We start from the raw sequence: 22,378 nt of genomic DNA on the forward strand, positions 1-22,378 counted from the left end.
GCTAACTGTTCCAAATCCAAGCAAACGCTTTCGCGATCTATTTTGCCACAGGATTTGGAAGTAATCAACTTATTTTTAGAAAATTTCATTATTTTTCGTACAGCTCGATCGGTAGACCATCCGGATCATTGAAAAAAGTGAACCGCTTCATTGTGAGCTCATCCACTCTTACATCTTCAATAGAAGATACTCCTCTTTCTGTTAGATGATTAACGGCCTTATCAAGGTCTAATACTTCAAAAGCGATATGTCTTAGTCCCTTTGCTTCAGGATAGCTTGGTCTTTCTGGCGCATTCGGGAATGAAAATAATTCAATTCTTGTATGATCTCCGACGGCAAGATCAAGTTTGTATGAATTTCGTTCTTCTCTGTAAGTTTCCTCGATAACCTTAAGACCGAGTGTATCTACATAGAACTTCTTTGATTTTTCGTAATCTCCGCAAATAATTGCAACATGGTGCACTTTAGTAAACATCTGCTTCACCTCACTTTAAACGATAAGCTGACAAATGAGCGTCGTCAATAAGAAACCCGAGCAGCTAGTCATTATAGCAGCGATTCCGCCCCATCTACATACATATCTGTCCCTGTTACATGACTGGATGCATCAGAAGCTAGAAAGTAAACGACGTCTGCCACCTGTTGTGGCGAACCTGGTTTTTGCTCAAGCGGATGACTTCCTTCAGGATATTCTACTGGAATTTCAATTTCTTCTACACTATCTTTTTTGTCTGTGTTTTGATCAATGTTCGTCTCGATTGCCCCAGGGCAAATGGCGTTTACGCGGATGTGATACTGTGCTAGTTCAAGAGCAGCCATTTTCATAAAGGCTACCTGTCCTGCTTTTGAAGTACTATAAGCAGACATGCCAAAGTTCGAAAAAGTCCGATTGCCATTTATGGAACTAGTAATAATGATACTCCCTCCATCTTCTTTCATATAAGGGATTGTATGTTTCACCATTAGAAAAGTACTTCTTAAATTTGTTTCAATCGTCTGATCCCACTCATCAACCTTCATTTCTTCAATCGGATTCAGTGTGCCATTAATTCCTGCATTGTTAAACAGAATATCAATGCGTCCCCATTTGTTAACAACTTGCTTCAAACCATATGTAACTCGTTCTTCATCGGCCACATCCACATCAAGGACAAACGCCTCTCCCCCGTTTTTTACGATCGACTCCTTCACTTGTTCTGCTCGACTTTCCTTCAAATCAAATAAGCAAACTCGAACGCCTTCTTTTGCAAAGCGTTTAGCTGCGGCTTCTCCAATTCCAGATCCACCACCTGTTATAACGGCTACCTTCTTCATATTTAGCACTCTCCTTTTTTCTGACTATTCCCGTCCACCTACTTTTTAGACAATTTTATATAAAAAAAGAGACCCGTTAAGGTCCCTATTGCTGGTTTTCAGTTTCATCATTCGGTTGCTTTTCAGTGTCGTCCATGTCCCCTTCATCCATGTTACCATCTTCATCTTTATCGCCTTCTTCTGAACCATCCTTATTCATTGTATCATCGTCTTCCTGATCAATCGTTCCATCGTCTTCGTTAACATTCTCTTCATCTTCTGGTGTATCTTCTTGCATTTCGGGATCTTCTACCGGTCCTTCTTCTTCATTTGCATTCGAACAAGCCGCAATACTCAGGGAAAGAAACATCGTCATCAGTAACAACATCCACTTTTTCATAGAAAAACCTCCATCGTTGTAATAGTCCTATTTTGACCATCTCAAGTGGATGTATGTATTTTCCTAACACCAAATTTAAAAAAAGCTATTTATTTACAAAAAAAGTCATATATTTTTGATATTTTTTACAAATTACAACACATTTCGTAGGTTTAATGGCCTATTATAATAGTAGGATTTTCATAAATATATGATGGATCGTACAAAGTATCCTCCAGAAAAGGGCAACCATTTTTGAAAAAAAGTGGGCGCAAAGTAAACAGATCTAAGGAAGCTTGTTGATAGAAGGCTTCTATGATGGCTGAACTACCTGGAAAGAGTTTAAGGAGGAGTTACATGGGCGTACATACGGAAGAAAATCTGGACGAGGAATGGATTAAATTAATGAAAGAAGCGAAGGAATTGGGCATCAAAATTTCTGAAATCAAAGCGTTTCTCAAAAATGAGGGAATGTAACCTGAACGAAAGCGGCGGAACGGACGCCGCTTTCGTTCTATTTACGGAACAATAACATACTGGTATAATTACATACAATCAAAGAATTTTGTCGAAGCATCGGAGGGATACACGTGATAGGTGAAGAAGTAAAGAAGTATCGTTTACGCAAAGGGTTATCTCTTTCAGAATTAGCGGAACGTGCGAATGTGGCCAAGTCATATCTGAGTTCAATTGAACGAAATATACAATCAAATCCCTCTATCCAATTCCTAGATAAAATATCTAATGTTCTTGATGTTTCGGTAGAGGTACTACTTCAGGGAGATGATCCTATTCATCAGAGTGAGTTAGACTCGGAATGGAAAAAGATCGTTAAAGAAGCAATGGAGTCTGGTATAAGTAAGGACCAGTTCAGGGAGTTTCTGGAGTTTAATAAGTGGCGTGCCAAACAGGGATCTGATCAATAAATTGTTTTTTTAAGAGCCGACATCTTCCAGTAGGCTCTTATCTATTTAGTTAACAGGATATATACCTAATAGCCGTGGATACACAATATGAAAGAATATAATGTTGAAGCCACGATTAATAAAATCCGTATTAAACCGGATTTAAAGTGATGAAATTTTAAAAGTAAGGCGATCAAAAAAAGAGACAAACCTATTTATACATTAGGATAACAAGTGGATCCATTTGAAATAGCATTCGCATTAATGGATTCACTTCTCCGATCCATCCATTTTGAACTCCACAATATGTGATAAATCCATCAAGAGCGTTAATCCATGCTAAATAAATAACAAAAAACTGCTCCTACGTTTTCCCTTTATTCATAATGAGACGATATATTTTGGTTTTGTATAATCTCCCTAAGTTCATCGTACATTTTCTGTTCATCTCGGATTATTCCTTTGATGTCTTGTTCTTTATTTTCAAGTCCGTGGATTTTCTCTAGAATAAAAGATAAATCGCACTTCCCTTTATATTCGTCATTGATGTAGAGTTTGGCGATCTGTTTATCAACCGCAATGATTTTAATCCTCTTCCCTAAAATATAAGAGACAAAAGTCCCTTCCCCTAATTTGATCACCATCATTCCTCCTTATTTTTTTGAGGAATTGATTAGAAAATCCTTCACTTCCTCCTTAGATAATCCCATTCTTCTTGCAATTGAAATAAGGGTCACCCATTCCTGATCCAATTTTTCGTCAGTATACGTTTTCATTCCCCATCCCCCTTATATAATTCAGCAATAAACGACATTAATAAAGAACGTTTTGTTCTTTATTTAGAATGTACATCTAATATAGTCTTATTTTGGAAGATTAAAAAGACTGAAAATTCTTTATATAAGGCTGTTACCAGCTTATAATCTTCTATATCCTACCAAATACTCTCTCGTTCTTAAATTTTAATTATTTTGTTCAAAGAGACTTTTAGAAAATTAATATAAAAACACGACATTTGTTCTGTTTACAGAACAAATTGTTCTTGATAAAATTAACACAATAAATAATGATAAAGTCGAGGTAAAGGGATGATAGGGGAAAAAATTAAACTTTATCGGAATCGTATGGGACTGTCTTTAACTGAACTCGCTAAACGGGCAGGGGTTGCCAAGTCTTATTTAAGTTCGATTGAACGAAATCAACAGGCTAATCCTTCTATTCAATTTCTTGAAAAAATAGCGGCAGAATTAAAGGTTCCTATGGAAGTGTTCATATTAGAAGAAGATCACGAGGAGCCGGCACTCGACACGGAGTGGAAAGAATTAATCGAAGAAGCGATGCGCTCAGGTATTACAAAAAAAGATTTCGCAGACTATTTAGAGTTTAAAAAGTGGCAACTCCATCATGGCAATGATGAATAAAACAACTACTTAAAATCGAATTTCTATTGAAATATGAAACTCCTGTCCACGAAGGACAGGAGAGAAAGTTCTTATTCAGCAGAGTTCTCAGAGTTTTCGTTAGCCGCTGGCTCTTCGGTGTTGGTTCCATTGTTCATAGAGTTATTGCCGTTCTCAGAATCATTTTCACCGCTGTTACACGCTGTGATTAACATTACAGCTACTAACGAAGTTGCAATTTTGAGCATGAATTTCTTGTTATTCATTTCCAAAATTCCTCCCTGAACTCGATAAGTTTTACCGCTATGTAGCGGTTGAGTAAATCATAGCAGGTAAAAAAGGGTATTTGTTAGAATTTACATAGTCTCTATGATCGTTTAACATTACATCAACATTTGAGTCATCATCGAGCCTCTACTAAAGTGAACTTCACACTCCAAAAAACCCCTATTTCCGTATAAATTACGGAAATAGGGGTTTGCTTGTCCTACTTCAATGCAAACATAATCTCGGCTTCAGCTGCAACTTCGCCGTCCACTGTTGCTGTTGCTTTACCTTTGCCGATCGGTCCTTTGATACGAATGATTTCAACTTCGAGACGAAGCTGATCTCCCGGTTTAACCTGTTTTTTAAAGCGACATTTGTCAATACCAGTAAAGAAAGCTAACTTGCCTTGATTATCTTCCTTCTTCAGCATCGCGACAGCACCTACCTGAGCAAGTGCTTCAACGATTAACACACCTGGCATAACAGGGTAATCTGGAAAATGTCCATTAAAGAACTCTTCATTCGCTGTTACGTTCTTAATACCAACTGCTCTTACTTCTTCTTCTACTTCAAGAATTCGATCAACGAGCAGAAAAGGGTAACGATGCGGGATAATCTTCTTAATGTCCTGACTATCTAACATAATTCATTCTCCTAACTGTTACTCTTCTTTTTTGACGATATCACTAATCTTTACCCATGTACTCTTCTTAAAGACGTCTGCAGGGCTTCCGTCTCCAATGACACCGTAACCGATCATCGCACCTGCTACAAGTGAAGCGACGAGCAATAGGGCAACGAGAAGAAGGCGTAGCCAGATTGGAATTAACCGAATCCTTGGCTTACGCTCTTTAATTTCTTTATTCTTATTCGTTTTTATGGCCTCTTCATTAGGAAGTTCCTTATGCTCTGAGGTCTGGTTCACCTTTTCATGGTTGTTCGCCATTATGATTACACCCTTACGAATAGTTTCCGTTCTAATTTAGACTAATTTTTTCTTTGCAATTTTGTCAATATGCTCAAGCATGAGGCCTGTCCCTTTTGCAACGCAGCTCATTGGCTCTTCGGCAATGAGTACAGGTACCATTAGCTCTTCAGCGAATAGCTGATCAATACCGTGAAGCAAAGCACCCCCGCCTGTCATGATGACACCACGGTCAATAATATCTGCTGAAAGCTCTGGAGGAGTTCTTTCAAGTACGCTCTTCGCGGCCATTACCATATGTGTAATTGGCTCCTGAAGGGCCTGCTGAATTTCATCAGATTTCACTGTGATCGTGCGTGGAAGTCCTGAAACCATATCTCGTCCACGAATATCAAGTTCTTCTTTCCGGCCGCCTGGAAATACCGTTGCTACGTTAATCTTAATTTGTTCTGCTGTCCGCTCCCCTATGAGAAGCTTATACGTTTTCTTGATGTAATCCAGGATTTCGTAATCGAACTTGTCCCCTGCCATTTTAATGGAAGAGGCGGTGACAATATCGCCCATTGAAAGAACTGCGATATCCGTCGTTCCACCGCCAATGTCCACAACCATATTACCGCTTGGCTGAAATATATCCATACCAGCGCCAATCGCTGCTACTTTTGGTTCTTCTTCAAGGAAAATTTGTTTTCCACCGCTTTTTTCAGCAGCTTCTTTAATCGCTTTCTTTTCAACAGACGTAATGTTTGTTGGCGTACAAATTAGAATACGCGGTTTAGATAGAAAGCTTTTTACATTAATTTTGTTCAAGAAATGTCTCAGCATCACTTCTGTAATATCGAAGTCTGCAATAACGCCATCTTTCAATGGACGTGTTGCAACGATGTTTCCAGGAGTCCGGCCAACCATTTGTCTTGCTTCTTCACCTACAGCAAGTGCTCTTCCAGTACCAGTGTCTAATGCCACGACAGAAGGTTCATCCAACACTATGCCTCTGCCTTTCACATAAATCAGTACGTTCGCGGTACCTAAATCAATCCCAATATCACGTGAAAACATGACTTATCCTCCCTGTATTCTTTCACTCATCTATTGTCTCAGTCCTAGTATGTTTAAACTACTTATCCATTAGTATATTGTACCACAAATAAAGAACCAGGAAGAAAGTATTTAGAAAAAAATGTCGTTTTTAGGCGTATTATTTGACAGCTTCTTCTTTTTCCGTATCCTTTCTATATTTTATTCTCGTCGCTTCGCCGCCGCGGAGATGGCGTATCGATTTATGATACTCGAGAATCCCCTTCACCTCATTGGCGAGGTCCGGATTAATTTCGGGAAGCCGTTCTGTTAAATCCTTATGAACGGTACTTTTGGACACTCCAAACTCTTTGGCGATCACCCTCACCGTTTTCTTAGTCTCCACGATGTAATTTCCAATCTTGATGGTTCGCTCTTTGATGTAATCGTGCACACCACTCGCCTCCCTAAATTGGATGTGAGAGATGCGAAATGAGACTGATAAAGTGATCATGCTACGAAGCTCTAGTCATCAGGTCGACCTACATGATGTCAGGAGTATTGCATGCAAGAATACTTCGAAGCCTTACCACAACTTCTCACCTCTGCCCCTCATTTACTAAGTTTTGTAACATTTTATTAAGGCAAAGGTGGTTATATACCAAAAAGTCAAGAGGGACAAGGGATTTTATTTAAATTTTCTTATAATGAGCGATTTTTGCCTTTTTTGTATGCTAAATCATTTCCTAAAAGAACCTCTTCTATAGAATTTCTCTTCGCATCTTTGCATGCGATTATTTACTAATTGATTTCTTTAATCCTCAAGATTCAGAGCAATTTCAATGCTTTTTTAAGCAATAAAACTGGAATTAGCATGCTATTTCCCGGGAAAGGTCGAACGATGTCATGTTGAATTGTAAACAAATAAAAAACCCCGATTGCTCGGGGATTTCTGTTACTCTGAATCCTTTGTACCTGATTTTTGATCATCCGATTTCTGCTCATTGTTATTTTGCTCGTCGGATTTATCCTCGTCAGCACTCTTTGCATCATCTTCGGCGTCTTTCTCAGCATCCATTTCGGATTCTGTACTGTTGTCTTTGTTCTCAACATCAGTACCTTCTGAGGCTGATGGGTTGGAAACTTCATTTCCAGCTTTTTCTGGACCTTCAATTGCTGAAGAAGGTTGATTAAAAACATCAAGTGGGTTAACTGGAGTACCATCTTTACGAACTTCAAAGTGTACGTGTACACCAGCGTCTGTATCAAATGTGTTTGTTCCAGCCTTACCAAGCTTATCGCCTTGCTTCACTTTATCGCCTTCTGCCACTTCAACTGCTTCAAGCGATTCATAGACAGTAACAACCCCATCTGCATGTTCTAAATGAACTACATTTCCTAGCAGCTGGTCGTCTGATACTTTAACAACCTTTCCACTCATAGCAGCTTTAACTTCAAAGCTTGCTCCATCTTCACTAGCGTAGTCAATTCCTGCATTTTGGTAGTAGGTATTATTATAGAAAACAAGGGCTGCTTGTTGTTCTTGCGTGCTAGCTGATGTGTCATAGAATTGTTTCTGCACAAATACACCACTATCTTCGGATGCAGGTACTTTAAAGACTTCTGAATCACCAAGGACTGGAACGGACTCGTCATTAGTGTCAAAGGCACTTCTTTCTTCATCAATTCCGCTTAAATCCGGGCCAGCATTTTCTTGCCCACCTTGCATCCAAAGAACGGCTGCAAGAACAATTGCTGCAAAACCAAGATAGACTGCCGGATAGATCCAGCGTTTCCTTGCTAGCTTCTGCCATTTAGAAGCGCTTTTTTCAACAGGATGAGATCGTTGTTTTTCGTCTCCCATTTGTTCATCACCTCAGCAACATTGTGGTCAGGTTGCGAGATTTATATACATGTTCCTAAAAAAATGTCTATTTATTTTTTGATAAGGGGGATGTTTTTATTCATGAATTCGGTTTTCCCAGTATTTACATACGATTTTAGGCGTATTTTTCTATATATGCCATTATTTCTTGTTTTATATTTTGTTATCTGTTTGTAAGAATGATTACTTGAATATGAGGGTATATAACCTTTAACAACACTTTTGGCACTAAAATCCGTTTTGATTTATTCAAGACGAGAATGAAGGGGATTACTCTATTATGAATTACGTCATTACATCAACACTGCCCGAGCAATTTGGAGGCAGAACAAAGTCCCTCCTCGATCGTACTAAGAAATTAGTAGAACAGGCTGACCTGAACTATACCATTATTACAACAAATTATAATCCTTACTATGGGGACATATATGAGCAATATTATAGTGAAAACAAAGTACCGCGTTCGGTGAAAATGATGAACATCTACGACTATCTTGCCGATCGTTCTTATTCTGGTGATAGAGTCGAACAACCACTTGAGGAAGAAGGACTTACGTATCGTGAAATTAAAAAGAATAAAGCCTATCGCTATTTTGAAAACGGCGAATACGTTCTTTATAAGAGTTACGATTCGGAAGATGGATCACTTAAATTCATTGATTTTATGGATCCTTATAATCGCAAACGTGCGTGTCGAAAGGAATTTAATAAACGAGGAAAATGCCATCGGAAGATCAATTACAAACAAGGGACGACAAATAAGCTTGAAGAAATCTATTATGATGATCGCGGACATGCTTATGTTAACCAAACATACGATGGGACGAGTGACAACAAGATTATCCGTATCCATCATTTCACTGAAAAAGGCATCCTTGAATTTAAAACAGAAAAAGATTTCTTCCGCTATTGCCTAGAGCAGATGATTGAGGATTCTTCTACCATTATCAATGACGCTCGTCTTCTTGATAAACCTATGTGTGAGCTGAAAGGTAACGATCTTACGAAAATCGCAATTCTTCATAATACACACTTACAAAGTGAAGATATCAATGATATCAAATCATCTTATCAATATATTATCGACCATGCAGATGAAGTTGATCATATCGTCGCGTTAACCCAAGAGCAAAAAAACGATCTCTCTCATTTAATTTTTAACAATGAAAAGATTAGCATTATCCCGCATTCTATCGCGCCATCAACCTTAAATCTGAAAGGAGAGCGTGAAAATAAATTTGTTTTCATCGGTCGCTTAACTGATGTGAAGCAACCTGACCATTTAATCGAAGCCTTCCAATTGGCTAGAGAACAGCTGTCTACTTTCACTCTTGATATATATGGTGAAGGCCCGATGAAAGAAAAGCTCGAAGAAAAAATCAAAGAATATCAGCTTGAAAAGCACATTTTCTTAAAAGGGCTAACAGATGACCCAGAAAGCGTATTTGCTACTGCAAAAGCATCTTTCCTGCCAAGTCAGTACGAAGGGTTTGGACTCGTTATCATGGAAAGCCTAAACAATGGTTGCCCAGTTGTAGCTTATGATATTAAATACGGACCAAGAGATTTAATAAAAGACCAGGAAAACGGACTTATGGTTGAAAAAAATAATATTGAGGCTTTGTCTGAAGCAATGGTACAAGTTAAGGATAAATTATTTGGCAAGATCGAAGTAGATAAGGAGTACCGTGAGCCAGCTTTCGTAAAAAATTGGACAACACTTATCGGAAAACAAGAGAAAAAATTTAAGTTACCCTTCTTCAAATAATAGCTATTCACAAAACTTACCCAAAGATAAAAGGCCGCATTAAATGCGGCCTTTTATCTTTGGGCTGTAAAATTCGTCACGTATTTTTCCATTTCACTAATGGCAACACCTTGATAATAATATTTAACGATATCAGAGTAAGCACTGCCGTCCTCAGCCATTCCATTAGCTCCATATTGACTCATGCCTACGCCGTGCCCAAATCCTTTCGTGGAAACAGTAATCGTATCGCCGCTCCGGTCCCATGTGAAGTCAGAAGAACGAAGGCCAAGAAGGTCCCTGACTTCTCTTCCTGTAAACTGCTTCCCATTTATTGAAACTTCCGCAACTCTTTTACCTTCCGTCAAGTTTTTGATCGTTCCAATCGATTGGTCATTAGTGAGCGTGACTCCTAACTTCTTTTCGAAGTCGGCTACTGTAAACGTCGCTTTGTCTTCATACTTTGGAGAATCAACGTCCCAAGGACTTTCGACACTTCTTAAGTACGGAGCTTTATTTTCCCAATAATCTTCCGAATTCTCGGTATAGCCGTTGCTTGTTGAGAAAAAGGAAGCATAAATCGGATTCCCATCATACGTTAAAATTTGCCCTGCCGTGGCTTGAACTGCTTCTTCTATTCTTGCATATTTCTCTTCAAAGTCTTTGCCCCATGCTTTCTTAAGCTCGGCTTCATCTCTATATACCTGATCCTGAACCGTATCCGTTACAACCGCTTGATCGGGAAGGTCCGCAGGAGGGTTTGTGAGCTTTGTTACGACAAATGTTCTCGCTGTGAGAGCTTGAGCCTTTAAAGCTTCCATATTGAAATCTGTAGGCATCTCAGCAGCAACAACGCCTTTCACATAATCTTCGATCGGTATGCTCGTCGTCACAGTCTTTGCTGAACGATAGACCGGAACTTCCACTTCCACCACTTCTGCCACCTTCTTCTCAGCCATCTGATTTCCTTCACTTACTGGTTGCTTCATCTCCGTTGTTCCAAAAGGTAAAACCAGGATAGATGGAAGAAGGATTAGAATCGCTGCAAATAGAATAAGTGAACCTACCATTCGCTTCATCCGCATGCCTCCTTCTCGATTGTTTACCCCTATCATCGTATGGAGTTGGACAACCATTTAGAACAGAAATGCTAGCAGCCAAAACGTTTTTTACCAATAATCTGTCAGTCATTAAATATAGTATTTATTTTGGTTGCATACAAAAAAGGAGGCCAGTGGCCTCCTTTTTTTCTTTATTATTAGATTATGCAAATTTTGGTTTCATGTTAACTGATTGCTCTTCAGTTGTTTCTGTTGCAGGCTTTGCATCTTCATCAACTGTTACGCGTTCAACGTCAGCTCCAAGACTTGCAAGCTTTCCAGAGAAGTTCACGTAACCGCGATCCAAGTGCTTAAGCTCATCAACGCGAGTGTAGCCATCAGCTACAAGTCCTGCAAGAATCAAAGCAGCTCCAGCGCGCAAATCAGTAGCGGATACTTCTGCACCTTGAAGTGTAGAAGGCCCTTCGATAATAGCAGCGCGTCCTTCAATCTTAATGTTACCATTCATGCGGCGGAATTCTTCCACGTGCATGAACCGATTTTCAAATACTGTTTCAGTAATCACACTTGTACCCTTCGCTTGAAGTAGCAACGCCATCATCTGGGATTGCATATCCGTCGGGAATCCAGGGTGAGGCATTGTTTTTAAATCAACAGGCTTAAGCGTTTCAGGTCCAACAATACGAAGTCCCTGACCTTCTTCTGTAATTTCTACGCCCATTTCTTCCATTTTTGCAATAAGTGGACGAAGATGTTCAGATACAGCATTCTCAATTAGAACGTTACCACCAGTAATTGCAGCAGCTACCATGAATGTTCCTGCTTCAATACGGTCTGGAATGACAGCATGCTCTGCTCCAACTAGTTTCTCAACGCCTTCAATGCGGATTGTAGCAGTACCTGCACCGCGAACTTTCGCACCCATAGCGTTCAAATAATTTGCAAGACAAACGATCTCAGGCTCTTGAGCAACGTTTTCCATTACTGTCGTACCTTCAGCAAGTACAGCAGCCATCATAATGTTCTCAGTGGCGCCTACACTTGGGAAATCAAGATAAATCTTTGCTCCTTGAAGTCTTCCTTTAATACCTGCTTCAATAAAGCCGTTACCAATCGTAACTTCTGCACCCATCGCTTCAAACCCTTTAAGATGCTGATCAATTGGTCTTGAACCAATTGCGCAACCTCCAGGTAGTGCAATACGAGCATGACCCACACGGGCCAAAAGTGGTCCCATTACAAGAAACGAAGCTCGCATTTTACGAACTGCTTCAAATGGTGCCTCTGTTTCCAAAGGTTTTGTTGCGTCTACTTTAATCGTGTTGCCTTCTATTTGCGTCTCAACATTAAGATAGCTTAATACTTCACTTATCGTGTGTACATCTGAAAGGGCAGGCACATCTTTTAACGTGCTCGTGCCTTCTCCTGCTAAAATAGATGCTGTGATGACGGGCAAGACTGCATTTTTAGCTCCTTCAACTTTCACAGAGCCAGACAATCTCCTGCCACCTCGGACGATGATTTTTTCCAACGTATTCCCCTCCGCGTCCTATTTGTATATTAATATTCAGTCGTAATTATTGGTGTGCCAATTGTTGCGGTTATTCCGCCGCCTATTCCTGTATTGCGTAATGCTATTTGTATGTTCATTCTCTTGTTGTTCGTTACAAGATCTTCTTCCCACTCTTCATGGTATGCGGAAAGAGATACAAACGTCTCTTCATTGATTTCTTCTACTTTTGAAGCGGAAAAAGCTCCTAACAGCTTGTCTGCTTCATTGTACAAAACAATGTTCATTGTATCATTTTTCTCGCCTACAAAACAAGTGAAAACTGGTGATTCTTGCGGGTATAATTGTGTCTTTTGTGCCTTAAAACGTTCGTACGTTGTTCGCCATTCCTCCTGAGAAAATCCTGTTATTTCCATTTTGTAAATAAGATAAGAGCTAATGCGATTGTTTTCTGGATAAGACACGAGTGTCAGTGTTTCTTTCGTACCTAGCTTAGAATCAATTCTTGTCCCACTTACTTTTACATTTCCATCATTTTTTACCAGATCACCCCATGAAAAACCGGGTGCTCTTTCTGTAAGCTTAGACGTAATACCTTTGTACCCTAAGGACTCCTTGATGAAACTCACTTTTTCTCGTGTGTAAAGAGACCAGCCCTCAATTGAATAATTGTGGGTTAATAAAACATTCGCCATTTCGGTTACTTTTACTTCCGTGTCATCTTCAATTGAGACCGATGTACCATTTGAAAAACTCACTAAAAGTAAAATAGATAATACTCCGATTAGAAGCTTCATCTTAACCCTCTCCCCGTTCAGGTCTTCTTATCTTTCAGTGTGACCACGAGGAGGGAGTGCATACATGGAAGTTGTAGTCAGTTCCCGACAAATTCCGTACGAAGCTTCTGTATGTTAACGCTGGTGTGTTTGTTTAGCTGCTGCGCCCACAGTCCCTTAAGTCGCTTCGGCTTTCAGATTGAACGCATGTGTTCGTGCTGAATGGTTCCAGCGCTTGTCGGGTTTAAACGGGCGCATTCGCTTTTCATTGTCTAGCTACAACCCCCAGTCCCTCGATCGCTTCACCATTTAGATTGAACACAAAGACCGTGTTCATTCTAAATGGCTCCAGCGCTTGTCGGGCCTAAACGGGGGTTTTCGCTTTTCTTTGTCTAGCTACAACCCCCAGTCCCTCGATCGCTTCACCATTCAGAATGAACACAAAGAACGTGTTCATTCTGAATGGTTCCAGCGCTTGTCGGGCCTAAACGGGGGTTTTCGCTTTTCATTTTTCAAAAGAAATATTGTAGACGGAGTGACCAGTTGTAGTAATCTAGGAAGAAACTGCTTGCGAGGGAGCCGATGCTTAGGGTTAGTAAAATCATGAGGACTTTCGCCTGTGGACTGTTCGGCTTTTTAAAGAATACATCGAACCGAACGGTTTGTAGCGCCCACCAGGTGATCATAATGAAAACCAGGTTAATGACAATCGTTAAAATCGATTGTTGCGCCAGTGCTTCTGTCATCTTCTCTACCCCCCATCTGCAAGTGCACCATTCGACAAACGTACATTTTTCCATCTAAGAGCCTATTATAAAAGATTTCCACTCAAATGAATACCCTACTTTCCCACTATAAAAGGGATTATTTCAATTCAAAATAAGTCATTTTCGTCATAATCTGGTAGGAATGCACTCATTCATGAAAAAAACAGCAGAATGATCTGCTGTTCTAAGGATTAAAAATCTCTAGAAATTGAAAATGATCATGTATAAAGGATAACGCAATGGAAGGGAAAACCCCAAGCAAAACGGTTCCAGCTGCCGTTATAGCTAGCACGGTGACGATGCCATTTGATGCCAAAACCGGCCTTTTTGTTTGGGAAGGTCTAAAGTACATTTGAATAAACAGCCCAAAATAATAAACATAGGAAAGCACTGTGCCCGCTAGCATAGCGACTACTAAAAAATATCGCTTCGGTTCGGTACCAAGAGCACTCATGAAAATCTCAAACTTACCGATAAAACCAGCTGTGAGCGGGATACCAGCGAGAGATAGAAGATAGATCGTCATAGCAATGGTTACATACGGCGCTCGCTGAAATAGTCCTGCAAACGAAGCCACCGTGACCTCCTCGTCATTTTCCGCCAAGGCATGGATGACAGCGAAAGCCCCCAGATTCATCAACAGATAAGCGGCGAGATAAAACCACACAGCATCAAAGACTAACTCAGAAAGAGCGGCAAACGGTACGAGAAGATACCCTGCGTGCGCAATGCTGGAATAAGCCAAAAGTCGTTTTGCGTTCAGCTGTCTGAGTGCCATCACATTTCCTATAAGAATCGTTAGAACAGCTAATAGAACAAGATAAGGTCGAACCGATACAAGTAGCGTTTCATAGCTGATTCCCTCTGGCGTAATCACTTTTCCTGTACCAGGTGCAAAGACAAACGGTACCATTAGCAGTCTAAGTGTGATTGCAAATCCAGCTATTTTAGAAACAACACTAAGATAAGCTGTAATCGGTGTTTCGGCTCCCTGGTATACATCTGGTGCCCACATATGAAACGGAGCAGCCGTAATTTTAAAGGCTAGACCAACGAATATCATGAGAAAAGCAAAAACGGCAAGATAACGATTTTCCGTTACTACTTCGCTTCCCATTAGCGCTTGAATTTCATATATATTCGTTTCTCCAGTAAGTCCAAATAAATAGCTCATCCCAAACAGCGTGATCGCAGTCGCTATACCGCCATTAACGACATATTTAAACGCCGCTTCATTTGCGAGCTTATCTTTCTTTCGAATTCCCACTAGAACATATGAAGATAAGCTTAATAATTCTAGACCTACAAAAAGCGTAATCAGATCTGCACTCGAAGCCATCATCATACCACCTAGTAAACCCGTTAGAAGAAGGTAGTGGTACTCACCTTTCACTTCGCTTAGATCATTCGTTTTCAAGCCTAGAAGCATAACGAAACCAGTTCCAATTAGCATAAGAAGCTTAAACGCTTTCGCAAAAGAATCCAGTCGGTAAGTTTGATTTAGAATCGTGACAACTCCATTATCAAACTGAAAAATAAGAAAGACAATGGCCAGTGCGATGCCGACGATTGCGAGCCAAACGAGAATAGACCTATCTCGCTTTTTATCCATAAAGAGATCGATCAACGAGAGTGCAACTGCTGTTACTAGTATAGTGAATTCCGGCATCATACTGCTCCATTGGTACGCTAGCAACGTATCGATATCCATTCGTTAACCTCCGATCCCGAGTGTACGAGCGATTTGAAGTGTGTTAGATAACACTGCAGGATAGACACCAATCCAAATAATCATACTGAGTAGAATAGCTGATGGAACAAGCTCAACGGCAGATAGATCTCTTTCCTTATCAAACGTTGGGCGTCTTTCACCAAAGGTAACCGCAAGAACGGCGCGAAGCATATAAACCGCTGTTAAAATGAGACCAATTACGCCAATGCTTCCGATTACAGGCATCGTTTCAAATAAGCCTAAAAAAGCTAGAAATTCACTGATGAAACCGCTCATTCCAGGTAATCCAAGTGATGCCAGCCCGGCTGCCAGGAAAAAACCTGCAAAAAGGGGCGTCTGACTTGCAATACCACCTAATTCTCCAAGTTTTGTCGTGTGAAAACGGTCGATCAGTACACCAACAAGCAGGAACAGCAGCGCTGCAATAAGACCATGAGAAATTGTTTGGAACACTGCCCCTTGAAGACCCGCGGTATTAAATGAAGCAACGCCCAGAATGACGATTCCCATATGCGAAATCGAGGAATAGGCTAGAACAGCGCGAAGTTCTGTTTGAACTAGGGCAATAAAAGCACCATACAGCAAATTAATGACGCCAAGAATAGCTAGAAGAACTGCCGTTTCTTTTAGCTGCTCTGGAAAGAATCCTGCTCCGAAACGTATGAGTCCATATGCGCCTATTTTAAGTAATACACCGGCGTGAATCATCACAATGGCGATTGGAGCCTCCACGTGTACTCGTACCATCCACGTATGTAGCGGTACGATTGGAAGCTTTGTACCAAATGCCAGTAACAGCAGGGCAAACAGCCACATTCTAGTGTTTCCAGATATGATTTCATAGGACTCTGTCTCTTGTAAGAGGGAGGTTAGCTCACTAATATTAGTCGTTCTCGTCTCAACAAAGAGAACGATAATGACAATCAACAATAGGATCGAGCCTATCCCGTTGTAAACTAAGAAAGAGAAGGCTGCTTTTTCCCGCTCATATCCGCCCCATTTCCCTACAAGTAGAAACATCGCAACAAGAGTCATTTCAAAGAATAAGAAAAACAAAAACAAGTTTTCGCTTGAAAAAACGCCGAGAATGCCAAGTTCCAGTATCAAAAACAGGATATAAAAGCCTTTCACACCTTCTTGAATGCGAAGGGCTGCAAGTGAGGCGAGAAACGTAATCAATGAAGATAGCATTAGAAAAAGAAGCGATAGCCCTGTCACCCCAAGATCATAAGTCACTGGATAAGGCTCGTTTGGACTAATCGCAGTCATTAACTCAAACCATTGATGTGTTTCCGCAAATTGAACCCCTGATACTGTTCGATCGTATAAGCTAAATACAAAAATCGTTAACGTTAGTGGTAGCACAGTGCCAAGAATGCCAACTGTTTTAATTGATTGATGCTGTGAAGGCATCATAGCAAGCACGATGACACCAAGTAGTGGGGAGAAAATCAAGATCGTTAGCAAGTAAGACTCATCCATTAGAAATACCCCCCAAATACCGCTATTAATAGGAGCACGACCACTAAACCAGAGAATGCTACGGTGCCGTATGTTTGAACCTGACCGGATTGAATTCTTGCTCCTACTTTTCCTAAGTGCTTTACAATTCCCGTTATGCCTTGAGCGCCTCCTTCAATAATAAAGCGATCAAAATACAACCAGAAATAACCGATCACGCGGGTTCCTTTTACAAAGGTAGCTTCGTATATTTCGTCGATATAATATTGATGCGTTAACAGCTTATGCACTTCGCTCCCTTCATCTGGAGCCATGCCTTTTCTTACATACATGAACCAGGCGAGTCCAATTCCTGCAATGGCTAACAAACTCGCACTGATCGGAATCCACGAGGGTCCTGAATGATGATTGGCTAATATCGGATAAGGACTCGTTTCTAGCCAGTCACCAAGAAACGAACCGAACCATGTTGTCTGAATATACCCTGCAACAATAGCCAAAGCCGAAAGGACAATCATTGGAATCAACATCACCCGAGAAGACTCTTTCGCTTCACTCGAACCTGTGCCAGAAAAGACGAGGAAGTAAAGACGAAACATATAAAACGCTGTCAGAAAAGCGGTTACTAAAGCAATCGCAAATAAAATGTAGCGCCCATCCGCATAAGTCGCGACAAGTATCTCATCCTTACTAAAAAAACCTGCAAATAGCGGAAATCCAGAAATGGATAAGCAACCTATTAAGAAGAGAACTGCTGTGATAGGCAGTTTTTTTCGAAGTCCCCCCATTTTATGAATGTTTTGTTCATGGACCGCATGGATCACACTTCCTGCAGCAAGAAAGAGTAAGGCTTTAAAGAACGCATGAGTTGTCAGGTGGAAAATTCCTGCTGTGTAGCCCGCTGCACCAAGGGCAAGCATCATATACCCTAGTTGACTAATGGTTGAGTAGGCAAGTATGCGTTTAATGTCTTTCTGGACAAGGGCGATTGTCGCTGCAAAAATGGCGGTGAATCCACCTGTTATGCCAACGGTTGTCATAGCCGTTTCTGAACTTGCGAAGAGTGGATACATGACAGCAACGAGATAAACACCCGCAGCAACCATTGTCGCTGCATGGATTAAAGCCGAGACTGGGGTTGGACCTTCCATCGCATCAGGAAGCCATGTGTGGAGCGGGAACTGACCAGATTTTCCTATCGCCCCTACGAAAATAAGAATCGCTATTAGCGTGACCATTGAAGGGGCAATATCGCCTGCTTGAGCCGCTTCAAAAATGACATCGAGTTCAAAGCTTCCTGTTTGCCAAAAGAGAAGAAAAATCGCAATAAGCAGCCCAATATCTCCAATCCTTGTGACGATAAAAGCTTTTTTTGCAGCTGCCTTTGCTTCTGGTTTATAGAAATAAAAACCTACTAGTAGAAAGGAACAAACACCAACAAGCTCCCAGAAAACATAAAGTTGAAGGAGGTTTGGTGAGAGAACGAGAGCCGTCATCGCAAAAGTGAACAGACCAAGATAACTAAAGAACGTTGCATAGCGCTCGTCATTCGCCATATAACCGATCGAATACATATGTACGAGAAAGCTGACAAGCGTGACGATCACGAGCATCAAAGCATTTAGCGGATTCACTTCAAGGCCCACCGTAATCACCACTAAATCGATGGAGAGCCAGTTGTGTTCTACGAGATAGTTCCCTTGAACGAAATGACTGTAAAGCACGAGAAGGGAACAAATAAAGGCAGCACCAGCGAGAACGGTGCCCACAACGCCGGCTTTTCGATAAAGAATCGGCCTAGTGAATAGAATGATGAGAAACGATAGAAGCGGCAACATTGGTATAAGCCAGACATAGTCCACTTTTATACCCCCTTCGCTACTTTTTGAGTGTATTCATTTCATCTACATTGACGGTAGCCCTGTTCCGATAAAGCGCCATAAGAATGGCAAGGCCGACAGCGGCTTCCGCTGCAGCGACTGTAATGGTAAAAAGAGAAAATACCTGACCCCGAATCGAAGCACCTACGCCGTATTTTGCAAAAGCTACAAGATTTAAGTTCACTGCATTCAGCATTAACTCGATCGAGATGAGGACGATGACGGCGTTCCGCTTCGTTAACGCCCCGTAGAGACCGATACAAAAAAGAATCAACGCCGTTAATAGAAAAGCCGAAAGCGGGATTGAGCTCATGACTGCTCACCTTCTTTATCATCGGGATCATCTTTCTTTGCAATAATGATCGCTCCGACAAGAGCGACGAGTAGGAGCACAGATACAAGTTCAAATGGAATAACGTAATCTGTGAACAACATCATACCTATTTGCTCCGTATTATTTTCGTGCAAGCTCTCTGCTTGTGGCCCGAGAGAAACAGTACGAATGCCTTTAAAGACGATCAGAAAGAATACGGTGATCCCAGTTAAAACGAGCCCTTTCTTTGCCCAGCTTGTTTTCGATTCTTCTTCAGAATGCTTCGTGAGCATGATGCCAAATAACATGATGATCGTAATAGCGCCAGAATAAATCAGAACTTGCACAACAGCCACGAATTCTGCTGAAAGCATCACGTAAAGTCCAGCAATGCCGAGAAAAGTTAGCACTAACGCCATCATCATATGAATCACTTTCGTTAGATTAATCATCAGCAAGCCGCCAGTAATCGTCACAAGAAATAGGAAAAGAAAGACGAGCAGCTCTCCGGTCATACTTTATTTTCCTTTCGAAGGTTCGTATCATTTTCATCGAGCCATTCTAAATTCTTAAAAAGATCATCCCGGCTATATTCGGCAAGCTCGAAATTATTCGTCATAATGATCGCTTCGGTCGGGCATACCTCTGTGCAAAGGTCACAAAGAATGCAAATTTCGAAGTTAATATCATACGTGTCGATGATTTTACCTTTCTTGCTTGGGTCTGGATGCTTCTTACCTGATAAGGTGATGCAGTCAGTTGGGCATATGGCAACGCATTGATTACAGACAATACACTTCTCAGGATAAAACTTCTGAATGCCACGAAATCGATCTGGTAAGGCTAGTGGCTGATCCGGATAGTTATAGGTTACTTTCTCTTTCGTCATATTTTTGAGGGTGTAAGCTAAACCTTTCGCAAGTCCTCGCATGTTGGGCTTCCTCCCTTATCTAGAATGAACGAATGATTTCAATGACAACGGTCGTTAGAAAAATGTTCAATAGTGCGAGTGGCAATAGTACTTTCCAGCCAAAGGACATGAGTTGATCCGCTCTTAGTCGAGGGAATGTACCGCGAATCCAGATCATCACGAAGACGACTAGGATAAATTTCAGTGCAAACCAGACTGGTCCTGGAATAAAAGATAAGTAAGGAATCGCCTGCCAGCCGCCAAGAAATAGAATCGTCGTTAGCGAAGCCATAGCGAATAAATATACGTATTCTGCAAGCATGAAGAACGCCCAGCGGAAGCCAGAATATTCAACATGATATCCGGCTACGAGCTCGGATTCCGCCTCGGGTAAATCAAACGGCGTACGGTTCAATTCAGCAACAGAAGCAATTAGAAAAATTACAAAGGCGAGCGGTTGCTTAAAAAGAAATGCCACATTCTCCTGCTCGGCAATAATCGTGTTTAAATTAAGCGATCCTGTCAAAAGCACGATGCCGATCACACTCATGACAAGTGGAATTTCATAGGAAATCATTTGAGCCGCTGAGCGCATGCTACCAAGAAGAGCGTACTTATTGTTTGATGCCCAGCCCCCTGCCAGGATTCCGATCGTAGAAATGCCAGAAATCGCAATATAATAAAGCAAACCAACGCCAATGTTCGCAAACGAAACTCGTTCTGTTAATGGAAGGGCGGCAATCACAATGAAGGCTGGGGCAAACGCGACAACCGGTGCAATGATAAACAATGGACGATCTGCGTCTCTTGGGATGGTATCTTCTTTAAGTAAAAGCTTCAGCACATCCGCTACCGTTTGCAGTAAACCGAACCTTCCCCCTACTCTGTTTGGACCATGGCGGAGCTGCATAAAGCCCAGTACTTTTCGCTCTGCCAAAATAGCGTACGTTACAAAACCGAGTACGACCATCAACATCGCAGCACCTACAAGGAAAAATCCAAGTGTCTGCCAGTAGCTCGGTGTAGATCCAAGCATGTTGTTGATCATTACCCATCCACCTCCCCGAGCACAATATCAATGCCCCCGAGGATCGCAATCAAGTTCGAGATGTTTTGCCCTTCTAACAACTCAGGTAGTATTTGTAAGTTATAAAAGGAGGGACGGCGGAACTTTAGGCGATAAGGTTCTTTCTTTCCTTTTGATGCGATGTAGCAACCGATTTCGCCACGTGGTGATTCAATTCGAACGTAAGTCTCTCCTGCAGGCGGTTTAATAATCCGCGGTACTTTTGCCATAACAGGTCCTTCAGATGGAATTTGCTCTACCGCTTGTTCTACAATCTTCAACGCTTCTTCGATCTCAGCCATGCGACAATGGTAACGCGCTAGCGCATCGCCTTCACGGAAGACTGGAACATCAAATTCAAAGCGGTTATAAAGCGAATACGGTTCGTTTTTTCTAAGGTCCCATTTCACACCGGTACACCGAAGGTTCGCCCCACTCAAGGAATACGAAAGTGCTTTTTCTTTCGAATAAGCACCTACTCCTTTGATTCTTGCCATAAAAATTTCATTCCCCGTCACAAGATCGTGATAGCCAGCAAGCTGTTCTCTCATATAAGGAACAAAAGCACGAACTTTATCAAGCCATCCATCTGGCGCATCCCACTTCACTCCGCCTACGCGCATATAATTAAAGGTAAGACGACCACCTGAAATTTCGGTTAGTAGGTTAATGATGACTTCTCTCTCTCTGAACGCATATAGAAATGGGCTCATCGCACCAATATCGAGAAGGTATGTTCCGAACCAAACGAGATGACTCGCTACTCGTCCAAGCTCCATGACAATAATGCGAAGATAATCTGCCCGCTCTGGAAGCTCCATTGCCATCATCGTCTCAACGGCATGACAGAGGATGTAATTATTCGTCATCGCAGCCAAATAGTCCATCCGGTCGGTATATGGGATGATCTGCGTATATTGAAGGTTCTCCGCAATTTTTTCTGTTCCCCTGTGCAGATAACCAATAACCGGCTTAGCTTCCTTAATGATTTCTCCATCAATTTTGAGAACAATGCGAAAGACACCATGAGTGCTCGGATGCTGAGGTCCTACATTCAAAAGCATTTCCTCTGTCCGTATCATTG

Annotated in this window: 28 protein-coding genes and 1 riboswitch; of the genes, 4 read left to right on the top strand and 24 right to left on the bottom strand. The window is 41.3% G+C overall.

Annotated elements, in window-relative coordinates:
- Positions 1-88: 88 nt before the first annotated feature.
- The 3 genes from gloA2 to AC0VYO_RS20455 all read right to left on the bottom strand — a co-directional run bounded on the left by gloA2 (position 89) and on the right by AC0VYO_RS20455 (position 1,693).
- Positions 89-475 (bottom strand): SMU1112c/YaeR family gloxylase I-like metalloprotein, encoded by a 387-nt coding sequence (gene gloA2 / locus AC0VYO_RS20445; protein ID WP_430247052.1) that lies wholly within the window; start codon positions 473-475, stop codon positions 89-91.
- 71 nt (positions 476-546) lie between these two features.
- Positions 547-1,314 carry an SDR family oxidoreductase gene (locus AC0VYO_RS20450; protein ID WP_475368175.1) on the bottom strand — a complete coding sequence of 256 codons (768 nt, stop codon included), beginning with the start codon at positions 1,312-1,314 and terminating at the stop codon, positions 547-549.
- Between the two features lie 85 nt (positions 1,315-1,399).
- Positions 1,400-1,693 carry a hypothetical protein gene (locus AC0VYO_RS20455; RefSeq protein WP_475366136.1) on the bottom strand — a complete coding sequence of 98 codons (294 nt, stop codon included), beginning with the start codon at positions 1,691-1,693 and terminating at the stop codon, positions 1,400-1,402.
- A gap of 213 nt (positions 1,694-1,906) precedes the next feature.
- Positions 1,907-2,007: riboswitch (cyclic di-GMP riboswitch) on the top strand.
- Between the two features lie 22 nt (positions 2,008-2,029).
- Here AC0VYO_RS20455 and AC0VYO_RS20460 point away from each other — a divergent pair.
- Both AC0VYO_RS20460 and AC0VYO_RS20465 read left to right on the top strand, forming a co-directional pair.
- On the top strand, positions 2,030-2,149 hold the full coding sequence (locus tag AC0VYO_RS20460) for an anti-repressor SinI family protein (RefSeq protein ID WP_194218417.1): 120 nt from the start codon (positions 2,030-2,032) through the stop codon (positions 2,147-2,149).
- Between the two features lie 113 nt (positions 2,150-2,262).
- On the top strand, positions 2,263-2,598 hold the full coding sequence (locus AC0VYO_RS20465; RefSeq protein ID WP_194218416.1) for a helix-turn-helix domain-containing protein: 336 nt from the start codon (positions 2,263-2,265) through the stop codon (positions 2,596-2,598).
- A 190-nt stretch (positions 2,599-2,788) separates the two neighbouring features.
- On the opposite strand, the gene AC0VYO_RS20470 is transcribed toward AC0VYO_RS20465, so the two are convergent.
- The 3 genes from AC0VYO_RS20470 to AC0VYO_RS20480 are packed head-to-tail and all read right to left on the bottom strand — an operon-like array spanning position 2,789 to position 3,353.
- Complete coding sequence (locus AC0VYO_RS20470; protein WP_475367532.1) at positions 2,789-2,926, bottom strand: DUF5658 family protein; 138 nt, start codon at positions 2,924-2,926, stop codon at positions 2,789-2,791.
- A gap of 28 nt (positions 2,927-2,954) precedes the next feature.
- On the bottom strand, positions 2,955-3,218 hold the full coding sequence (locus AC0VYO_RS20475) for a hypothetical protein (protein WP_475366137.1): 264 nt from the start codon (positions 3,216-3,218) through the stop codon (positions 2,955-2,957).
- A 12-nt stretch (positions 3,219-3,230) separates the two neighbouring features.
- The gene (locus AC0VYO_RS20480; RefSeq protein WP_226615716.1) at positions 3,231-3,353 is read right to left on the bottom strand and encodes an anti-repressor SinI family protein; all 123 of its coding nucleotides are present in this window, start codon (positions 3,351-3,353) and stop codon (positions 3,231-3,233) included.
- A gap of 312 nt (positions 3,354-3,665) precedes the next feature.
- Between AC0VYO_RS20480 and AC0VYO_RS20485 the strand changes: the two genes are divergently transcribed.
- On the top strand, positions 3,666-3,998 hold the full coding sequence (locus AC0VYO_RS20485) for a helix-turn-helix domain-containing protein (RefSeq protein ID WP_430245758.1): 333 nt from the start codon (positions 3,666-3,668) through the stop codon (positions 3,996-3,998).
- A 71-nt stretch (positions 3,999-4,069) separates the two neighbouring features.
- On the opposite strand, the gene AC0VYO_RS20490 is transcribed toward AC0VYO_RS20485, so the two are convergent.
- The 6 genes from AC0VYO_RS20490 to AC0VYO_RS20515 form a co-directional block, all read right to left on the bottom strand.
- Positions 4,070-4,225, bottom strand: coding sequence for a hypothetical protein (locus AC0VYO_RS20490; RefSeq protein WP_475368176.1), 156 nt, complete (start codon positions 4,223-4,225; stop codon positions 4,070-4,072).
- 239 nt (positions 4,226-4,464) lie between these two features.
- Positions 4,465-4,887: a 3-hydroxyacyl-ACP dehydratase FabZ gene (gene fabZ / locus AC0VYO_RS20495; RefSeq protein WP_194218411.1), complete on the bottom strand. Its 423-nt coding sequence runs from the start codon at positions 4,885-4,887 to the stop codon at positions 4,465-4,467.
- 18 nt (positions 4,888-4,905) lie between these two features.
- On the bottom strand, positions 4,906-5,190 hold the full coding sequence (locus tag AC0VYO_RS20500; RefSeq protein WP_475366139.1) for a DNA-directed RNA polymerase subunit beta: 285 nt from the start codon (positions 5,188-5,190) through the stop codon (positions 4,906-4,908).
- Positions 5,191-5,226: 36 nt separating this feature from the next.
- On the bottom strand, positions 5,227-6,228 hold the full coding sequence (mreB, locus tag AC0VYO_RS20505) for a rod shape-determining protein (protein ID WP_194218409.1): 1,002 nt from the start codon (positions 6,226-6,228) through the stop codon (positions 5,227-5,229).
- A 139-nt stretch (positions 6,229-6,367) separates the two neighbouring features.
- Entirely contained in the window at positions 6,368-6,640 is a 273-nt protein-coding gene (gene spoIIID, locus AC0VYO_RS20510; RefSeq protein WP_048311390.1) for a sporulation transcriptional regulator SpoIIID, read from the bottom strand.
- 501 nt (positions 6,641-7,141) lie between these two features.
- Positions 7,142-8,050, bottom strand: coding sequence for a peptidoglycan DD-metalloendopeptidase family protein (locus tag AC0VYO_RS20515; RefSeq protein WP_475368177.1), 909 nt, complete (start codon positions 8,048-8,050; stop codon positions 7,142-7,144).
- A gap of 301 nt (positions 8,051-8,351) precedes the next feature.
- Here AC0VYO_RS20515 and AC0VYO_RS20520 point away from each other — a divergent pair, with 301 nt between their 5' ends.
- Positions 8,352-9,839: a glycosyltransferase gene (locus AC0VYO_RS20520; RefSeq protein WP_475368178.1), complete on the top strand. Its 1,488-nt coding sequence runs from the start codon at positions 8,352-8,354 to the stop codon at positions 9,837-9,839.
- 53 nt (positions 9,840-9,892) lie between these two features.
- Here the strand turns inward: AC0VYO_RS20520 and spoIID are convergent, their stop codons facing one another.
- From spoIID to AC0VYO_RS20580, 12 genes are all read right to left on the bottom strand, one after another.
- Entirely contained in the window at positions 9,893-10,897 is a 1,005-nt protein-coding gene (gene spoIID / locus AC0VYO_RS20525; protein WP_430245333.1) for a stage II sporulation protein D, read from the bottom strand.
- Positions 10,898-11,081: 184 nt separating this feature from the next.
- Positions 11,082-12,410, bottom strand: coding sequence for a UDP-N-acetylglucosamine 1-carboxyvinyltransferase (gene murA / locus AC0VYO_RS20530; RefSeq protein WP_430245331.1), 1,329 nt, complete (start codon positions 12,408-12,410; stop codon positions 11,082-11,084).
- Between the two features lie 29 nt (positions 12,411-12,439).
- Complete coding sequence (locus tag AC0VYO_RS20535; protein ID WP_475366141.1) at positions 12,440-13,186, bottom strand: YwmB family TATA-box binding protein; 747 nt, start codon at positions 13,184-13,186, stop codon at positions 12,440-12,442.
- 491 nt (positions 13,187-13,677) lie between these two features.
- Complete coding sequence (locus tag AC0VYO_RS20540) at positions 13,678-13,911, bottom strand: DUF1146 family protein (protein WP_098445370.1); 234 nt, start codon at positions 13,909-13,911, stop codon at positions 13,678-13,680.
- Positions 13,912-14,116: 205 nt separating this feature from the next.
- Positions 14,117-15,643, bottom strand: coding sequence for an NADH-quinone oxidoreductase subunit NuoN (gene nuoN / locus AC0VYO_RS20545; protein WP_475368179.1), 1,527 nt, complete (start codon positions 15,641-15,643; stop codon positions 14,117-14,119).
- Positions 15,644-15,646: 3 nt separating this feature from the next.
- Complete coding sequence (locus tag AC0VYO_RS20550; protein WP_283153348.1) at positions 15,647-17,146, bottom strand: complex I subunit 4 family protein; 1,500 nt, start codon at positions 17,144-17,146, stop codon at positions 15,647-15,649.
- Positions 17,146-18,987, bottom strand: a complete 1,842-nt coding sequence (gene nuoL, locus AC0VYO_RS20555; RefSeq protein WP_475368180.1) for an NADH-quinone oxidoreductase subunit L — start codon at positions 18,985-18,987, stop codon at positions 17,146-17,148. The genes AC0VYO_RS20550 and nuoL overlap by 1 nt, the downstream gene beginning before the upstream one ends.
- A 16-nt stretch (positions 18,988-19,003) precedes the next feature.
- Positions 19,004-19,318, bottom strand: a complete 315-nt coding sequence (nuoK, locus tag AC0VYO_RS20560) for an NADH-quinone oxidoreductase subunit NuoK (RefSeq protein WP_194218400.1) — start codon at positions 19,316-19,318, stop codon at positions 19,004-19,006.
- Positions 19,315-19,833 (bottom strand): NADH-quinone oxidoreductase subunit J, encoded by a 519-nt coding sequence (locus AC0VYO_RS20565; RefSeq protein WP_194218399.1) that lies wholly within the window; start codon positions 19,831-19,833, stop codon positions 19,315-19,317. Before AC0VYO_RS20565 ends, nuoK begins: the two co-directional genes overlap by 4 nt.
- The gene (gene nuoI / locus AC0VYO_RS20570; protein WP_194218398.1) at positions 19,830-20,249 is read right to left on the bottom strand and encodes an NADH-quinone oxidoreductase subunit NuoI; all 420 of its coding nucleotides are present in this window, start codon (positions 20,247-20,249) and stop codon (positions 19,830-19,832) included. The genes AC0VYO_RS20565 and nuoI overlap by 4 nt, the downstream gene beginning before the upstream one ends.
- A 19-nt stretch (positions 20,250-20,268) precedes the next feature.
- Complete coding sequence (gene nuoH / locus AC0VYO_RS20575; protein ID WP_194218397.1) at positions 20,269-21,276, bottom strand: NADH-quinone oxidoreductase subunit NuoH; 1,008 nt, start codon at positions 21,274-21,276, stop codon at positions 20,269-20,271.
- Positions 21,276-22,376 carry an NADH-quinone oxidoreductase subunit D gene (locus tag AC0VYO_RS20580; protein WP_475368181.1) on the bottom strand — a complete coding sequence of 367 codons (1,101 nt, stop codon included), beginning with the start codon at positions 22,374-22,376 and terminating at the stop codon, positions 21,276-21,278. The genes nuoH and AC0VYO_RS20580 overlap by 1 nt, the downstream gene beginning before the upstream one ends.
- Positions 22,377-22,378 lie beyond the last annotated feature (2 nt).

The organism is Anaerobacillus sp. 63XJN7_4_ISO-PGPR-S23-413 (assembly GCF_056173725.1).

What these genes read in the sequence shown, in the direction of transcription:
- AC0VYO_RS20580 (WP_475368181.1), bottom strand. Translation starts at nt 22,376, where the DNA reads ATGATACGGACAGAGGAAATGCTTTTGAATGTAGGACCTCAGCATCCG.
- AC0VYO_RS20520 (WP_475368178.1), top strand. Translation starts at nt 8,352, where the DNA reads ATGAATTACGTCATTACATCAACACTGCCCGAGCAATTTGGAGGCAGA.
- nuoK (WP_194218400.1), bottom strand. Translation starts at nt 19,318, where the DNA reads ATGAGCTCAATCCCGCTTTCGGCTTTTCTATTAACGGCGTTGATTCTT.
- AC0VYO_RS20460 (WP_194218417.1), top strand. Translation starts at nt 2,030, where the DNA reads ATGGGCGTACATACGGAAGAAAATCTGGACGAGGAATGGATTAAATTA.
- gloA2 (WP_430247052.1), bottom strand. Translation starts at nt 475, where the DNA reads ATGTTTACTAAAGTGCACCATGTTGCAATTATTTGCGGAGATTACGAA.
- mreB (WP_194218409.1), bottom strand. Translation starts at nt 6,228, where the DNA reads ATGTTTTCACGTGATATTGGGATTGATTTAGGTACCGCGAACGTACTG.
- AC0VYO_RS20455 (WP_475366136.1), bottom strand. Translation starts at nt 1,693, where the DNA reads ATGAAAAAGTGGATGTTGTTACTGATGACGATGTTTCTTTCCCTGAGT.
- AC0VYO_RS20565 (WP_194218399.1), bottom strand. Translation starts at nt 19,833, where the DNA reads ATGACCGGAGAGCTGCTCGTCTTTCTTTTCCTATTTCTTGTGACGATT.
- nuoN (WP_475368179.1), bottom strand. Translation starts at nt 15,643, where the DNA reads ATGGATATCGATACGTTGCTAGCGTACCAATGGAGCAGTATGATGCCG.
- AC0VYO_RS20550 (WP_283153348.1), bottom strand. Translation starts at nt 17,146, where the DNA reads ATGGATGAGTCTTACTTGCTAACGATCTTGATTTTCTCCCCACTACTT.
- AC0VYO_RS20480 (WP_226615716.1), bottom strand. Translation starts at nt 3,353, where the DNA reads ATGAAAACGTATACTGACGAAAAATTGGATCAGGAATGGGTGACCCTT.
- AC0VYO_RS20540 (WP_098445370.1), bottom strand. Translation starts at nt 13,911, where the DNA reads ATGACAGAAGCACTGGCGCAACAATCGATTTTAACGATTGTCATTAAC.
- AC0VYO_RS20500 (WP_475366139.1), bottom strand. Translation starts at nt 5,190, where the DNA reads ATGGCGAACAACCATGAAAAGGTGAACCAGACCTCAGAGCATAAGGAA.
- AC0VYO_RS20450 (WP_475368175.1), bottom strand. Translation starts at nt 1,314, where the DNA reads ATGAAGAAGGTAGCCGTTATAACAGGTGGTGGATCTGGAATTGGAGAA.
- spoIID (WP_430245333.1), bottom strand. Translation starts at nt 10,897, where the DNA reads ATGAAGCGAATGGTAGGTTCACTTATTCTATTTGCAGCGATTCTAATC.
- AC0VYO_RS20490 (WP_475368176.1), bottom strand. Translation starts at nt 4,225, where the DNA reads ATGCTCAAAATTGCAACTTCGTTAGTAGCTGTAATGTTAATCACAGCG.
- AC0VYO_RS20535 (WP_475366141.1), bottom strand. Translation starts at nt 13,186, where the DNA reads ATGAAGCTTCTAATCGGAGTATTATCTATTTTACTTTTAGTGAGTTTT.
- AC0VYO_RS20515 (WP_475368177.1), bottom strand. Translation starts at nt 8,050, where the DNA reads ATGGGAGACGAAAAACAACGATCTCATCCTGTTGAAAAAAGCGCTTCT.
- nuoI (WP_194218398.1), bottom strand. Translation starts at nt 20,249, where the DNA reads ATGCGAGGACTTGCGAAAGGTTTAGCTTACACCCTCAAAAATATGACG.
- AC0VYO_RS20485 (WP_430245758.1), top strand. Translation starts at nt 3,666, where the DNA reads ATGATAGGGGAAAAAATTAAACTTTATCGGAATCGTATGGGACTGTCT.
- fabZ (WP_194218411.1), bottom strand. Translation starts at nt 4,887, where the DNA reads ATGTTAGATAGTCAGGACATTAAGAAGATTATCCCGCATCGTTACCCT.
- nuoH (WP_194218397.1), bottom strand. Translation starts at nt 21,276, where the DNA reads ATGATCAACAACATGCTTGGATCTACACCGAGCTACTGGCAGACACTT.